Annotated in this window: 11 protein-coding genes and 2 tRNA genes; 5 read left to right on the top strand and 8 right to left on the bottom strand. The window is 41.7% G+C overall.

Annotated features, from left to right (window positions below):
- Positions 1-159 precede the first annotated feature (159 nt).
- The gene (locus ISX59_RS09615) at positions 160-741 is read right to left on the bottom strand and encodes a Crp/Fnr family transcriptional regulator (RefSeq protein ID WP_032530433.1); all 582 of its coding nucleotides are present in this window, start codon (positions 739-741) and stop codon (positions 160-162) included.
- 277 nt (positions 742-1,018) lie between these two features.
- Between ISX59_RS09615 and ISX59_RS09610 the strand changes: the two genes are divergently transcribed.
- From ISX59_RS09610 to ISX59_RS09600, 3 genes are all read left to right on the top strand, one after another.
- Positions 1,019-1,105 (top strand) — tRNA-Ser (locus ISX59_RS09610).
- A 78-nt stretch (positions 1,106-1,183) separates the two neighbouring features.
- Positions 1,184-1,255, top strand: a tRNA-Glu gene (locus tag ISX59_RS09605).
- Between the two features lie 57 nt (positions 1,256-1,312).
- Complete coding sequence (locus tag ISX59_RS09600) at positions 1,313-2,671, top strand: MATE family efflux transporter (protein ID WP_005776582.1); 1,359 nt, start codon at positions 1,313-1,315, stop codon at positions 2,669-2,671.
- Here the strand turns inward: ISX59_RS09600 and ISX59_RS09595 are convergent, their stop codons facing one another.
- The 7 genes from ISX59_RS09595 to ISX59_RS09565 all read right to left on the bottom strand — a co-directional run bounded on the left by ISX59_RS09595 (position 2,672) and on the right by ISX59_RS09565 (position 12,419).
- On the bottom strand, positions 2,672-3,559 hold the full coding sequence (locus ISX59_RS09595; protein ID WP_234059100.1) for a hypothetical protein: 888 nt from the start codon (positions 3,557-3,559) through the stop codon (positions 2,672-2,674).
- Positions 3,560-3,586: 27 nt separating this feature from the next.
- Complete coding sequence (locus ISX59_RS09590) at positions 3,587-4,291, bottom strand: HmuY family protein (protein WP_370633251.1); 705 nt, start codon at positions 4,289-4,291, stop codon at positions 3,587-3,589.
- Positions 4,292-4,296: 5 nt separating this feature from the next.
- Positions 4,297-6,651 (bottom strand): TonB-dependent receptor, encoded by a 2,355-nt coding sequence (locus ISX59_RS09585; protein WP_220575852.1) that lies wholly within the window; start codon positions 6,649-6,651, stop codon positions 4,297-4,299.
- Between the two features lie 28 nt (positions 6,652-6,679).
- Positions 6,680-7,315 carry a DUF4903 domain-containing protein gene (locus ISX59_RS09580; RefSeq protein WP_044299639.1) on the bottom strand — a complete coding sequence of 212 codons (636 nt, stop codon included), beginning with the start codon at positions 7,313-7,315 and terminating at the stop codon, positions 6,680-6,682.
- A 162-nt stretch (positions 7,316-7,477) separates the two neighbouring features.
- Positions 7,478-7,972 carry a calycin-like domain-containing protein gene (locus ISX59_RS09575; RefSeq protein ID WP_044299640.1) on the bottom strand — a complete coding sequence of 165 codons (495 nt, stop codon included), beginning with the start codon at positions 7,970-7,972 and terminating at the stop codon, positions 7,478-7,480.
- A gap of 57 nt (positions 7,973-8,029) precedes the next feature.
- Positions 8,030-9,430, bottom strand: a complete 1,401-nt coding sequence (locus ISX59_RS09570; RefSeq protein ID WP_220575851.1) for a hypothetical protein — start codon at positions 9,428-9,430, stop codon at positions 8,030-8,032.
- Between the two features lie 217 nt (positions 9,431-9,647).
- The gene (locus ISX59_RS09565; protein WP_220575850.1) at positions 9,648-12,419 is read right to left on the bottom strand and encodes an outer membrane beta-barrel protein; all 2,772 of its coding nucleotides are present in this window, start codon (positions 12,417-12,419) and stop codon (positions 9,648-9,650) included.
- A gap of 479 nt (positions 12,420-12,898) precedes the next feature.
- On the opposite strand from ISX59_RS09565, the gene ISX59_RS09560 reads away from it, so the two are divergent.
- Together ISX59_RS09560 and ISX59_RS09555 are read left to right on the top strand one after the other, a co-directional pair.
- Positions 12,899-13,345, top strand: a complete 447-nt coding sequence (locus tag ISX59_RS09560) for a hypothetical protein (protein ID WP_005776592.1) — start codon at positions 12,899-12,901, stop codon at positions 13,343-13,345.
- A 112-nt stretch (positions 13,346-13,457) separates the two neighbouring features.
- Entirely contained in the window at positions 13,458-14,810 is a 1,353-nt protein-coding gene (locus tag ISX59_RS09555; RefSeq protein WP_220575849.1) for an MATE family efflux transporter, read from the top strand.
- Positions 14,811-14,882 lie beyond the last annotated feature (72 nt).

Raw genomic sequence — 14,882 nt, 5'->3', positions numbered from 1 at the left:
ATAAAAAACAGGCAGTGGCGGATTTCCGACACTGCCTGTTTTTTTAATTGTTACCTAAAAACTAATCTTTATTCCTATAAAAAACAACCTATTTATTAACTGCTGCAAAAATACAGCATGTAATTGGATTACGTTTTGATATAAATCAAAAAATATTTTTTACAGTACTCCCGAACGTACACGACTGAGTGTTTCCGGGGTCATCAGCAAGTAGGAAGCAATGTGTGATAACGGTGCCCGCTTGATAATCTCCGGATGGTGATGTAAAAGCAGGTTATAACGTTCACGTGCCGTTTCAAAACGCCATGAATCAGCTTTTATTTGTGATACAATGAGTGAATATTCCAGCACTCTGCGATAGAAAGCATTGATCTCTTTGGACTGTTCCAGTAACTTTTGCAGGATGTCGTAGGGAAGCATGTATATCACTGCCGGTTCCAACGCTTCGGCCATCAAGTGGGTGGGTTCTTGTTTCAATAAACTTTCGATGCACATCAGAATACATCCTTCGTATGAGAAGTGTTCGGTGACATCTTTCCCGTTCTTATAATAGAATTGCCGTAACATTCCTTTTCCGACGAAAACCATGTGACGGCTTATTTGTCCTTCGTTCAACAACATTTCACCCTTTTCCAGTTCTTTACGTATCAAGACCTGTGCCAGTAGTTCCCGTCCCTCTTTGTTCATCTCCGGATATCTGGAGTTTACAACAGCATCCACTGTCTCTTTCAGGTTTTCCATCATGTATATATTGATAAGTTATTATAGATTGCGGAGACAAAAATACGAAAATCAGTTGATATAAATCAATTTTTCAAAGTAAAAAGATTCCTTCTACTCCAATGACTGCCCTGGAGAGCGAGAGTATGAAAAAAAAGTTCTCTCCTTTAACATTTGAAACTTAGCTGGTTAACTTATTTCGCATAAAATCCGTGAAAAAAATGTTGTAGAAAGATTTGCGTAGTTCAAAAGTTCCCTCTATCTTTGCATCGCATTTGAGAGGAAATGCGGTTAAAAAGGAAGTTTGGGTGAGTGGCTGAAACCACCAGTTTGCTAAACTGACGTACGGGTAACCGTACCGGGGGTTCGAATCCCCCAGCTTCCGCACCAAATCTCAACTTTAAGATGACAAGGGAAGAGCCGAGTTTATTGCTTGGCTCTTTTTTGAATCTAATTTTCAGTCGGTGGGTTCGTCTAACGGTTAGGACACATGCCTCTCACGCATGTAATACGAGTTCGATTCTCGTACCCACTACAAATTATAATCAGCCTTTTACGATAACGTAAAGGGCTTTTTTATTGCTTTTGGGTTATGAATGATAAATATGAAGAGAGGCTTGGTACTGACCGTATGTTGCCGCTTGTATTCAGGATGGCACTTCCTGCAGTAATTGCACAAATTGTAAATCTACTCTACAATATTGTAGACCGAGTCTATATCGGACACATTCCCGGAATTGGTACACAGGCGCTTGCTGGTATCGGTGTGGCAGGTTCTCTAATTATTTTGATTTCCGCCTTCTCTGCTATTGTGGCGGGGGGAGGTGCACCCCTTGCAGCCATAGCTTTAGGGCAGGGCAATCGCTCACATGCAGGAAAAATATTGGGGAATGGTTTTGTGCTATTATTACTTTTTACGCTCCTGACATCTGCCTTATCTTATCTTTTTATGGAGCCGGTACTTTTGTTTACAGGTGCGTCCAATCAGACTCTCGGATATGCTACGGATTATCTTTCGATCTACTTGATCGGTACTTTGTTTGTAGAGGTTTCTGTAGGACTGAATACCTTTATTAATACTCAGGGCCGTCCCGGTATCGCTATGTTGTCGATCGTTATCGGAGCGCTACTCAATATCCTACTCGATCCTCTGTTTATTTTTGTTTTTGGATGGGGAGTGAAAGGGGCGGCGCTTGCTACTATTATTTCGCAAGCTTGCAGTGCTGCTTGGGTATTGGTTTTTCTGACATCCGGCCGTGCTTCTTTGCGACTTGAATCCCGATATATGAAATTGGATAGGAAAGTAGTGGGTGCTATACTGGCATTGGGCGCTTCACCGTTTATTATGGCGAGTACCGAAAGTCTGGTTGGCTTTGTCTTGAATGGGTCTCTGAAAACATTTGGTGATATCTACGTGAGCGCATTGACGATCATGCAGAGTGCCATGCTTTTTGTCAGCGTTCCGCTTTCCGGATTTGCATTGGGATTTGTACCTATTGTGAGTTATAATTACGGGCATGGAAACCGGGAGAGGGTTAAAGAATGCTTTAAGATAGTGATGACCTTTATGTTCTTGTTCAATTTTATTTTGATTCTGCTGATGATCCTGTTTCCGTCTGTCATCGCTTCAGCCTTTACGTCCGATGAAAAACTGATAGAAACCGTAGTGCGGGTGATGCCTGTATTTCTGGCAGGAATGACGATTTTCGGATTGCAGCGGGCATGCCAGAATATGTTTGTCGCACTGGGGCAGGCAAAAGTTTCCATTTTCATAGCATTGCTCCGTAAGGTGATTTTGTTGGTTCCGTTGGCTCTGATACTTCCGCATCTGATGGGCGTGGTAGGAGTTTATGCTGCCGAAGGCATATCGGATGCTACGGCAGCTATTTGTTGCACAGCCATCTTCGCTGTTCAGTTCCCGAAGATTATGAATAAATTGGCGATGCGTTGATTACCGAGAGGATTGAGGTGCCGCTTTTTGTTTCTTCTTAGAGGCTATATACCATAAATAGATAGCCAATATGACAAAAACAGCCAGAATCGTGATCATCTCTGTTGGATGCCCTAACGGATCAACCCATATTTCGCTGAAGAAATCCATTCGTCCCAATATTTCCACCGGTGTCCAGAATACGATTACCGTGGCTATTGCCATGCGAATGTTTGCTCCCCAAGAGGCAAGTCGTGACTGCCGGCGAAACATGAATACTGAACCGACCAGGCAACCCATACCTATCAACATTGTCACCGGATGATGGTCCCCAAGGAAGTTACTGTCGTAACAGAACATCAGTAATAGGTAGCAACTCCATAACATCATGTTAAGTTCCATGAAGGTAACGATAGATGTATGACGGGTCATGGGGCGTGCCACGATTTCACTTTTCTTACTTCGGAACAATGCCGCCTGACACCAATTGATAAAGTTACAGCCTGTTTTTACACTAAATAGATAGAGCACCATGAACATAGCCCAGAATCCGAATGAGGTCGGCATAATCAGATATTCTGGTCGTGTTACTACTTCTCCATTTAGCATTTCGGGCTGTATTCCGTATCGGTTGGCATAGTACATAAATAAAAACTCTACCCAGCCTGTCCAAAAAAGCAGGCCACCGAACAGCCCCCAAAGCGTTTGTTTCGTGTCGTTTCGTGCGAAGACACCGATGATAACCATAAGCAATCCTACTCCTCCCATGGCAAATGCCGTATAATGGAGTGCAGTAGGAATGATCAGATGCTCCATCATAATCATTAGGGCATGTCCCAAAGGCATGGTAAATAGAACTAAAAGAAAAGAAGCAATTGTTTTCCACCAATATCTGGTTTGATTTTTCATTGTTGTTTGTCTCATTTTGGGTTATACTTAATTTAATTCATCACAATAGTAACTGATTTGTCCGCCACTGTCGCCTATCTCCGAATTGGCATTATACCAACTGATGATTTGTATCTTGAAATATCGTTTACCATCGGCGGTACGTACCACATAGGTGTGATAAGAGGGCGTGTAAACCGGAGGGGGGCCGGCGAAACTCATGGCTTCAGCCAATATCGGATTGGCGCTGGTCAATGTTTTAGCCGGACCGGTATTGGGGTCGAACCACGGATTCTCATTAAAATCCAGCCCATGCTCTATCAGATATTTGTTCCAGTCGTTTTGCGACATTGTGACGTATACTTCAGTATCATTGTCTACCGTCCATTTCAAATCAGCGGGTAGTTGCGAAACAGTTTTCCATTTGTCATAGCTTCCATATCCCAGATCAGCGGCAGCACCCTGACCGATGCCACTGGTACCACTGTTGGTGCGCAGGCGATATCCGCAGAATGCGAGATCCCAATCTGTGCGCTCTTTCTGTTCTCCTTCAGTAATATCCTGATTGGGTGAAAGGGTATTAAACCGCTCTCCGGTACGTAAGTTGAAATAAATCCAATCGTTCGTAACACCGGTGGAATAACCGCATGTGCGGGGCAGTGTCTTACCGGTAAACGGTTCGGCATCATATTTTACACACGAAGTTATTATAATGCAGCAGAATGACAAGCATAAAGCTTTAAAAACATTCATTTCTCTCATTTCTTTTTCTTTAATGCATTTATTACGTCGTCTATCATAAACTCAATCTGTACGTGTCCGTGGGCACCGGGGGTGGCGGGTACATTGAACATGGTCACTCCCGAACCCAATGTTTTGGGCTTATAGTTTAAAAGGTTGTCGACGCCCAGTGTCACTTTTACTTTGTTGTAGAAGGTTTGTGAAACGGCCAGATTACACAGCACATATGCCGGAAGATCGCAACGGAAGTAGGCATCCTTGCTGGTATTCTCCTCCTCAATCCATACACGATCCTGCACATCGAATTTCTTGTTACCCATAAATGATGCGCTGAATATGGCACCCAACCGATAGTTTTTGCGATTGTACTTATAGTCCAAACTGGCTGTAGCTGCGTGAGGAGAGGTGGTGTTAACCTGTACACCTTTAAGTTTGCTCACATTGACAAAACTGTAGGTGGCATTCAGTGTCAGGAAGTCAAACATGCGCCAACGTCCCAGTGCCTCCAGGCCCAGTAAGCGCTGTTTGCTGAGATTAGTGTATTCAAAATTGTATTGCATGTCATAGATTCTCCAGACTCCTTCTATTTTATCTTTAAAGTAGTTTCCGTAAACCGTACCGGACAAGAATAGCCGGTCGTTGGTGTATTCGGCTCCAACTGACATGTAGTTGTTTTTCTCCGGTTGCAGGTATTCGTTGCCTTTTATCTGAAACATGCCCAGATGATCCCAGTTGAAGAAAAGCTCCTTGATACTGGGTGAACGGTAACCCATTGAATAGTTGGCACGGAAACTCCATTGGTCGTTGGGTGAAAACTTGGCTGCGATTTTGGGCATTCCCATGAATCCGAAAGCATGGGAAAAGTTAGTACGCAACCCGGCGGAAATCATCCATTGTTTAGACACTTCCCATTCGTCCTGCAGAAAATATTCCGTTTCTTTCAGTGACCGTGTAGTCATTTTGCGATTCACAAAACGGTCGCTTGTCAGGTCATCCGAAATATGTTCCACTCCAAAGATCAGGTGGTGGGCTTTAAAGTAATTACTGGTGATGGTCAGTCGTGGTTGCAAGATTCGGCTTTCATATACCTTCTGCCGTTCATTCCGGCGTTCGTGTCGTTTAAAGCGGTCATAAAAATCGCTATGTAAACTTCCGGTTACAGAAAACCAGTCCTTCACATGGTAAGTGGCTTTGATTCCTCCCGTCCAGTCACGTGCCTGACTAAAAGTCAGATCTTGTATCAGGTCGTATGTATTCATGAAGAATGCGCTGCCATAGAGCAAAACCGATAAATCTTTGTTCGGATCGTAATAAACCTTTTGTGAAGCTGAAATATGCTCGGTTCCTTCGATTCCCATAGGCGGACGCGCTGTAGCACTGGTTACAATGATATCGTGAGGTAGGAAGGGATTGGCTTCCTGTGTATATATCTTCTTGTCATTTTCCGCCTGATAAAGATAGAAAGCATCACTTTCGCTGTACCATACATCTGTTTGCGAGGTAAATGCTCCCTGCTTAAAACCTGCGGAGACCCAACTTTGCAGATTTGGGCGGTCAGCATTCTTTTCGAACATGTAGAGGAAGTCACTCTTTGATGGATTTTTATAATTACGTTCGTTCATTTGCCCGTAACGCACTCCGGCATCGATACTAAGAGGTTTGTTCGTCTTTTTAGTTATCAGATTGATAACGGCTCCTGCCGCACGCGAACCATACAGAGTACTACTGGCACCTTTCACAATTTCGATGCGGTCTATGGCATGCAGATTGAAACGTTCGTAATCCAGGTTTCCGGCCATGTCTCCGGTCAGTCGTTCTCCATCCATCAGGAATAACACATGGCGTGCATCCAGTCCCTGCATGCTTATTTCATTGCCAAAGCCTACTTTCTGTATGTTCAATCCCGGTGTTTCCTGTTGCAGAGCCTGCTGCAAGTTTCCATATCCGGCGTCTACCAGTGCTTTTCCTCCCAACACCTGCGTGGTTACCGGAGAAAGTTTGATGGGACGTGCCGTGCGTGAACCCGTTATCACTACTTCGTTCAGTCCCATTACATCTTCCGTCATGTGAAGGGTCAGGTTTCGGGTTGCTTGTGTTATTTTTCCTTTCAGGGGTATGTAGCCTACGGAAGTGATGTGATAATGGTATGTACCGGGACGAGGGAGCTTCAAGATGGCATTGCCATTCAGGTCAGTGATGGCATACAACGTCTTTTCCGGATTATCATTTTCTGCAAATGCTATATTTGCCGCTATTATCGGTTGCTCGGTCTTTGCTTCCAGTATTGTGAGTTGCACTTTTGTTTGGCCCATAGAGGCGGTACATATAAACAGAAGCAGACATGTGATCGTTACAAATTCTCTTTTTTTCATTTTTCTAAAAGGGTGTGTGATTCACAGTTTATGATAACCCATGTTCCTTCTTATACTCTTCCAAGTCTTTTTCAAATTGTGCGAACTCCTTTTCATAGTTGTTGATGCGCGTCTTGTCTATTGTTTGCAGGAAACACTCCGAGCGAACGTTCATCATGTTGTAGTCCACAATAAAATTAATCTGGTGAGTGTCGGTATTATAATAGCCTTTTACACTACTTCCTTTAGCATTGGCCGGAGTGCCGTCTTTTTCTTCCCCCCAAGTAGAGCCGTCCTCACCATAGAATTTGATCCAGCCTGCACCCGGATATTCGTCTTTTTCCCATGTGTTGAGTTGCATGGTTTGTACGTCACATTTAAAGTTGATGATCATCCCCATTTTGCCTACGGTGAAATTAAGAAGAGACACACTGAAAGTATTTGTATCTGTATTACTCCAGTCAAACTTAAATTTGGTGGGGCATCCTTTTTCAAGCAATGTTTTATTGACGCCATTCAGGGTGGCATGGGTATTCAATACGATTTCTCCGGTCAGAAAATCTTTTGCTTTCTTTACGAGCTCTTCCGAAGCTCCTCCTTTGGTTATTTCTTCGTCGGATGAACAGGATGCCAAAAATAAACAGATACTGCAAAGAATGATATAGGATAATTTTATTGTTTTCATCTTGAAAAATAGTTTTTTATGGTTTATATAATGAATATTCGGTTATTGTTTTTTTATATGAATGAAAGGTTGTTTTCTTGTTGTTGTGACAAGAAAACAACCTATGGTACATTAGTTCATTTTGTGGAGAATATTATAAAAAACTTTATGCTCCACTAAAATTCACTTTGTTCCTTCAAATGTAACAATTGCTTCGAATAGTGAACCTGAATATTGAGTATTTACGGTAACTGTAAACTTCAGGTAGTTTCCGGTAATTTCTCCTTCCACTAAAGCATCATAGGTTAGGGGGAGTATACCGATCTTGAGTTTTACGGCACTTTCACAGGTCTGGCTGAAGTTTCCTCCGGATGCAGGGACAGTGATGTCCATCGCGTCGACCGTAATCGATCCCGGCATCGAACCTATTTTGAATGAATCAATATGAATATTGACTGTTCCGTCTCCATTATCGGTTACATTGGCAACCTTTCCATAAACCGGATTTTTTTCTCCATTCATGTAAACTCGGATCAGGTTACCCTGATAGTTACCTTCCAGACTTTCGGCAACAGTTGCTACTGAATATACGTCACTTGCTGCACTTGCAGAAACATTACTTGAAATAGCTGTCATTCCGAATAAAGCTATTCCCCAGATAAAAACTTTTTTCAACATAAGATTGGTTTTAAAATTAAAATAAAAAATAACACATATATATATGCTTGTTAGCTGTTAAATCTTCTTTGTCCAACGGAAAGCACCATAATCACTGTAGTCTCTGTATCCGGAGTCATTTAGATTTTTTTTGTAAGTACTAAGGAATGTTTTACATGCCTCTTGCTTGAATTCATTTTCTGAAATAAGGATTGTGGCTTTCTGTGCGTCAGCCAGTGGCTTTAGTGTTTCGTACGCTGCACTATAGACATACTGGAAATTGGGATAAGTGATGGTACAATTCTCGAGTTGCAATAATATGACAGCCTGAAAACCGCGGAGAAAGCTTAAATCCATTTTTTTCAATGAAGGCAGGCTGGCCAGTTCTAATTGAGAGACAATCCCTTTGCTCTGTTCCGGAAATTTGATTTCTTTTAAATTCTCACAATCGAATACATGTAGTACATTAGAGACTGTTTTATCAAAGTCGGTTGCTTCCTGATTGGTGACAAGTGTTTTTGATAGATCCAGTTCTGTCAAATATTTGTTGTTGCTTGAACCGAAACTTGCCAACTTGGCAGATTGTGAAAGATCAATGCCCTCAGGGGTATCTGCATTCAGAATGAAAAGGGCTTTAAGGTTGTCACGAGGCATAAGATAAGCAACCGAACAATGATTCATGCACTCAACTTGCACATAGAATGGTTTGTAGAAAGGATTATTGATAAAATATTCTAATCCTTCAATTGAATGTATATTTTCATTATCCGCATACCAGGCATCTATGTTAATGCCGCTGCCTTGTTCGGTCAGGACCATTGGCTTACTAATGTCAATCTGGTTTCCATCTTTTGTAAACAGGCTTGCAAACTTCGATTTCAGATAAGTGCGGAAGTATTCATCGGGAATATCACGCAAGGTGGTATAGGCTTGCAGGGTTCCGTTTGCATTTTGCATCTGCATGTCGGTGGCTGCACTGGCGGCATGGAATGGAACCAGATCCTCTATATTGTATTTGGCCGTTTCCGGTAAATAAAATTTGGTGAGTGGATGTAAGACAGTAGTGCTCATTTCATCATTTACCATTTTCACATCTACCAAACCTTTAAAATCATATATTTTATTACCTGATAAATCAATCGCAGTAATGTTTTTGGGCAATGCGGAGAAGTCGAAAACGGGGCCATACTCATTGTTCGATAGATTAATTTCAGCAAGGTTAGGCAATACTTCCAGTCCCGATAGATTAGCAATTTTGGTGCCCGATAGATCAAGCGAAGTTGTACTTTTTACTTTATCATCCTGTACCAGTTTGCCTTCTGCATTAAAGGTATATCCTTTTTGTTGCAAGATAGTTCTTAGTTCAGTATTTGTCACTTCCACTCCATTCCAATCAATGTTGTTATCGTTAGTACATGAAGTGAAATATATACCGGAAACTGCTATAAACGTGCTAATATACGTTTGAATTTTGTTCATTGTTTAATGATGGGTTTTTTGATAATTAATATTTGTTTTAATCCGGTTACAAAGTTATATGCGGTTTAAAATATGTACAATACCCATTTATGGGTATTCTGCTGTTGAAGTTTAATAGTAAACTTTTTAATATAAATATATTTTATTGGTTGTTGTAGTTTGTATTTTATAAGATGACTTTTTATAGAAGATATTTATGTTAAAAAGAATTGTGCTATTACTGCTTGTATAGAGGACGGTTAAAGCGGTATTTCATCGAGATTATAAAATAACTTCCTATTTGTTGGGTGTGGTGTTCGGAAAAACCACTCGATGTTGTACTTCGGCTGTAGTTTTTCTTTTGATTCAGCATGTCTGCCCAATAGACTGATAATTCGGCCTGCTTTTTTTTCAGGAAGCGCCAGGTGATACCTGTATTCCATACTATCTGGTCGTCTTCTCCCTTCCGGATATTTGTACCATTACGAAAAGTATAGGTCGCATCGGTTTTTAATTGTATGTTGCCGGGTAAATCGGCATAGGCATTGAATCCCAGAGAATAGTTACGGGTGTACGTATTTGTCTGCCGCAATGAATTGGAAGAGTGTTGAAAGCGCCAGCTCCCATTCAGGTCGATACTTCCACATTTAGGGAAGTATCCCAGTCGTAAATTTGCGTTCAGTCCGGTGTTATGGGTAGTACTGTAGTCCGGTTGTTCACTTTCCCCTTCATTGATGAGACCGACATTTTGGATAAAAGATCCTCCTCCGACGGCCGAAATATTAAAACTACGGATGCGTTTCTGGTAACGTAGTGTTCCATGGATGTTCCAGTTACCATTTATGTTTACCGGATAACTCTCTCGCCCTCCCGTTTGCCGGTTATAAGTAATGGTACGGGTCTGGCTGTTTACCTCGTTTTGCCAGTTCAATGTAGCGAATATACCTTTTCGGATGTTTTGTGCTTCCAAACGGACAGATTGGCTATATGAGGGCTTCAGGTCAGGATTGCCGCGTGTGATATTTAGCGGGTCGCTATTGTCGGTCAGTGAAAGCAAGTCGGGTAGGGAAGGTTGTCGGGTATCTCCCCGATAGTTCAAGCGTATCAGACTTTTCCCTTTTTTCCACAGAATGGTGAATGTCGGTCGGAATCCGACTGAATACATGGTAGTATCAGCTTGTCTCAGCCCTGTCTTCTGATCCAGACTGCGTTGCTCAGGCTGAATCGATAGTCCGGTAACAATGTTCCATACCCGGGTGGAGTAGTTTATATGGAAAGAGACTTCGTGTCCGAGTGTGCGACTGTGGCTTCGGTTACTAAGGCTGTCGGTATATCCGGTTTCATACTGCGGAGGCAGATAGCCGGGAGGATCTGTTGTTTCATCCGTCAGACCGGATAGGTTATAAGTGTTACGGTCGCTCTGCTGTTTGCTATAGTTCAAATTGTAAGAGAGCTGCATTTGAACCTTTTTTGTAAAAGGGTGAGTGAATATCAGTCCGATATTCTGATTCCGGTTTCCGTTAGGGCTTCGCTGATATTGATTCCGATAGAGAACCGAGTCATTCCCTAAGCTATTTTCCAATCGGTAATAGGTGGTTGACGAAATAGTGAAACTTTCATTTTTACCTTTGCTGTCACTATATTGTGCCATCAGGCTGAGGCTGCTTCCTTTTCGGTTTATTTGGCGCGTGATGTTGGCATTGAAAGTATATTGGAGGCGCTTGTCTGTAGATAATGAATTCATTGTTATATCGTTGAGTCGCATATCATCGGGGATATTACCGATATTGCCGAAAGGGTCGGATGTTTCGAGATTGGGATTTTCGTCGAATGCGGCTTGCCGGTTGTTATTGGTGTTGTTCCCTCTACCTGAGTTCAGATTGCCGGAGAAGCTCACAAAGGTCTTTTCGTTTATTTGCCAACACAGGGCAAGCATAGAGTTTATGGTATGGTTTCGGTTTGTACTTTCACCGGCAGAATATTGGTATTTATTTCCCGTACTCAGGTATTGTTCATAGTATCCGGCCGATTTATTACCGTTATTGTTATGATTATAAGTCGTATTACCATTAATGGTCAAATTTTTGCCGAATCTTTTCACAAAGTTAAGTGCTATGTTATCCTGTATATTGTCCTTGTAACTGGTTGTCATGTTACGGTTACCCGAACGGACGATCAGTGAAAGGTTCTCACCGCCTTTTTTAAAGTAGTTACCTAATAATTCAAGGTCCTTCTTATTATAGTTGCCCAGTCCGGCTTTACCCGATGCCAGCAAAGTGCTGTTGAATTCTTTTTTGGTTTGCAGGTCTAAGACATAATTTTCTTTTCCGCTACTGACTCCTGTCATTTTTTCCAGATCACTTTTTTTATCGTATACCTTTATTTTATTGATCAGTTCTACCGGTAAATTTTCCAATGCCAGACTGTTATTTCCGGAAAAAAAGGCTTCACCGTTAACGTTGATTTCAGTAATGGGCAGACCATTATAGACCAGAGTTTTATCTTTGCTGTTGTATTCCAACCCGGGAATACGTTTTACGAGATCTTCCAGATAACTACCTTCCGGTGTTTTATAAGCAGACGCATTGATTATGGTAGTATCGCCTATCTGCTCTATTTCACGTACTTGTGCGGTAACTGTTACTTCATCCAGTTCGATACCCTCTTTCAGTACAATGTTTTCCAGATGAATGTCAGGAACATTTTCTGTTAACTTATGGAATACTGGTTGCATTCCTGTATAAGAAACTTTCAATAAATAGCGTTTATCTTTGTACGCAGGATACCGGAGGCTAAACTTCCCATTTGCGTTGCTTGTCGTGCCTTTAACAAGCGTAGAATCTTTTTCGTTGATGACGAGAACGCTGGCGTAAGGTAAGGACTCTTTTTCTTTTGCGTCTGCTGCCATGCTCCATATTTGTCCGCTGACTCTTTGGGACTGTTGGGCATATAGCTCAATAGCCATTCCGGAAATTAAAAGCAATAAGATACAGGTTTTACGCACGTCCATTTCGTATGTTTAGTATGAATGGTTGCAAAATTAGCGAGTTTCAGGTTTGCGTTCAATACCTTTTATTAGGTATAATAATCAGATTTATGAGTCATAGTTCTCAATGCATGTAACCGGAATTATATATAAAGGGTGGGAGTGCAGATTATCGGATATAAAAAAAGGCTACTCTCACGAGCAACCAATCTTTGTTAACCTTAAATCTAATACTATGAAAAACACATTGCAAATGTACGGATTTGGATTATATCTGCAAATTATTCGGATATAAATCTCCATTTTGTAACGTTATTTAGCGAATTGTCGTTTTCTGTTAACGTTTGATATGTCCTTTTTAGAGCTTTCGGTCTTCTTACTCCTGTTTCCCTCTTTTAATTAGGCGATTCCCTCCGAAGATGTAGGTTTTTTCTTTTTCCTGAGATCATTTGTTTCCCTACTTTTGTTCACATCAAACTGATATAACTAAAAAACTATACGATATGAAAACTTTAGCTTTCAAATATTTAAAATTGTTTCTGCTGGCAGTGGCAATGGTAAATCTTACTTCATGTGAGATAGAGATAGATGACTTTTATGACGATGATAACATTGGCGGTTCCTATTATAACAAGTCCCTCGATCTTTGCAGTCGTACCTGGGCAGATACGTTTTATGATGCTGACGGAAACTATTGTTATCAGGAGTTGAATTTTTATCTGGACCGTCATGGTGAAGATTATATTCGTGTGGAATATCCCAATGGACGTTATTCCGAATCGGTGTACTCTTTTACCTGGAATTGGGAAGACCGTTCTCAATATTCTCTCCGGATGGTCTATGGTCCCGGTGATGTTTCCTATCTGGATGATGTCTGGATCAGGGGGAATGTACTGAGCGGATACTTGGACGGACATGATAATTATGTTGACTTTACAGGAGTGAGATAACCCGAACCTTTATTGAAATAATTGTAGGCGGATTGATATATTCTTGATATATGTCAATCCGCTTTTTCAGTGTTTTTAAATATCTTTGCAGCCCGAAAAGGATTAAGGTAAAATGACACACAGAATTCAACAGGAGAGCATAAAGAGGCGCTTGGCAAAACTGGCCGCTCCGATTTTTATTGAAACATTACTGATAATGATGCTGGGAGCGGTCGACACCATTATGCTGAGCCGCCATTCTGATAACAGTGTAGCTGCGGTCGGAGTTGTCAATCAGATTATCATGCTGACTTTCCTGGTGTTTGAAGTGATCAATTTGGGTACGTCCGTGCTCTGTTCGCAGTATCTTGGTGCGAGGCTCGAAAAGAAAGTGGTACAGGTGGTAGGTGTGTCGTTACTTGTTAATTTATTGGTTGGAGGGATTATCAGTGTGTTTCTGTTTACGATGGCTCGAACCATTCTGCAATGGATGGGGTTGGGACCCGAACTGATGGCTGACGGTATGGATTATATGCGTATCGTGGGTGCTTTCGCCTTTTTTCAGGCCATTTCTCTTACACTTTCAGCTTCTTTACGCAGTGCCAATAAAGCTATATATCCGATGTTGGTAACAGTGGTAATCAATATTCTTAATATCATCGGTAATTATTCGCTGATTTTTGGTAAGTTCGGTTTTCCCGAACTCGGGGTAGAAGGGGCTGCAATCTCTACTGCTTTCAGCAGGGGAGTGTCTATGGTTATTCTGTTTATTATTCTGTTCCGCAAACATATCCATCGTTTCCCTTTGGCTTATTTCCGTCCTTTCCCTTTTGTAGAGCTGAAAAATTTGATGCGGGTTGGTCTGCCCTCTGCAGGTGAGCAACTTTCATACAGTTCATCGCAGGTAGTCATTACTTTTTTCATTAACATGCTTGGAGTCGAAGCGTTGGCTACCCGCACCTATTGTGTCAATATCATTATGTTTGTCTATTTATTCAGTATATCCATGGCACAGGGAGGTGCTATCTGTATCGGGCATCTGATAGGGGAGAAGAAAGCCCATGCAGCATTTCTGCTTGGGAAATATGTGATGAAGAAGTCGGTAATGATTACTTTGATTCTTTCATGTATTATTGCGGCTTCAGGCCACACTCTATTGAGTTGGCTGACTTCCAATCCCGAAATTATCCGTATGGGAGTGATTGTATTGCTGATTGATGTGGTACTTGAAATAGGCCGTCCCATTAATATTTTTGCGACGAACGCCCTTCGTGCAGCGGGTGATGTGAATTATCCTTTTTATGTCGGGTTGATTGTGATGTGGAGTGTTGCTGTCGGTGTCGGTTATTTATTTGGAATTTACTGGGCCTGGGGCATTTGCGGTATGTGGGTTGCTTTTGCTCTCGACGAGAACATTCGAGGAATTATTTTTGTCCGTCGCTGGTATGGGATGAAGTGGGTGAATAAAAGCTTTGTGAGGTCGTAAATAGTTGCTATCTTTGCGGACGCTAATGTATCCTTATGCGTTTCACGGATGCATTGGCTTATGGATACATTG

The organism is Bacteroides sp. FSHCM14E1, assembly GCF_019633785.1.
GTDB classification, from domain to species: Bacteria; Bacteroidota; Bacteroidia; order Bacteroidales; family Bacteroidaceae; genus Bacteroides; species Bacteroides hominis.
Note: the sequence above shows the minus strand (reverse complement) of the source record. Positions and strands in the feature narration are given on the sequence as shown.

Excerpts from the sequence above, each read along its gene's own strand:
- ISX59_RS09585 (WP_220575852.1), bottom strand. The coding sequence starts at position 6,651 with ATGAAAAAAAGAGAATTTGTAACGATCACATGTCTGCTTCTGTTTATA.
- ISX59_RS09565 (WP_220575850.1), bottom strand. The coding sequence starts at position 12,419 with ATGGACGTGCGTAAAACCTGTATCTTATTGCTTTTAATTTCCGGAATG.
- ISX59_RS09615 (WP_032530433.1), bottom strand. The coding sequence starts at position 741 with ATGGAAAACCTGAAAGAGACAGTGGATGCTGTTGTAAACTCCAGATAT.
- ISX59_RS09560 (WP_005776592.1), top strand. The coding sequence starts at position 12,899 with ATGAAAACTTTAGCTTTCAAATATTTAAAATTGTTTCTGCTGGCAGTG.
- ISX59_RS09575 (WP_044299640.1), bottom strand. The coding sequence starts at position 7,972 with ATGTTGAAAAAAGTTTTTATCTGGGGAATAGCTTTATTCGGAATGACA.
- ISX59_RS09580 (WP_044299639.1), bottom strand. The coding sequence starts at position 7,315 with ATGAAAACAATAAAATTATCCTATATCATTCTTTGCAGTATCTGTTTA.
- ISX59_RS09590 (WP_370633251.1), bottom strand. The coding sequence starts at position 4,291 with ATGAATGTTTTTAAAGCTTTATGCTTGTCATTCTGCTGCATTATAATA.
- ISX59_RS09555 (WP_220575849.1), top strand. The coding sequence starts at position 13,458 with ATGACACACAGAATTCAACAGGAGAGCATAAAGAGGCGCTTGGCAAAA.
- ISX59_RS09595 (WP_234059100.1), bottom strand. The coding sequence starts at position 3,559 with ATGAAAAATCAAACCAGATATTGGTGGAAAACAATTGCTTCTTTTCTT.
- ISX59_RS09600 (WP_005776582.1), top strand. The coding sequence starts at position 1,313 with ATGAATGATAAATATGAAGAGAGGCTTGGTACTGACCGTATGTTGCCG.
- ISX59_RS09570 (WP_220575851.1), bottom strand. The coding sequence starts at position 9,430 with ATGAACAAAATTCAAACGTATATTAGCACGTTTATAGCAGTTTCCGGT.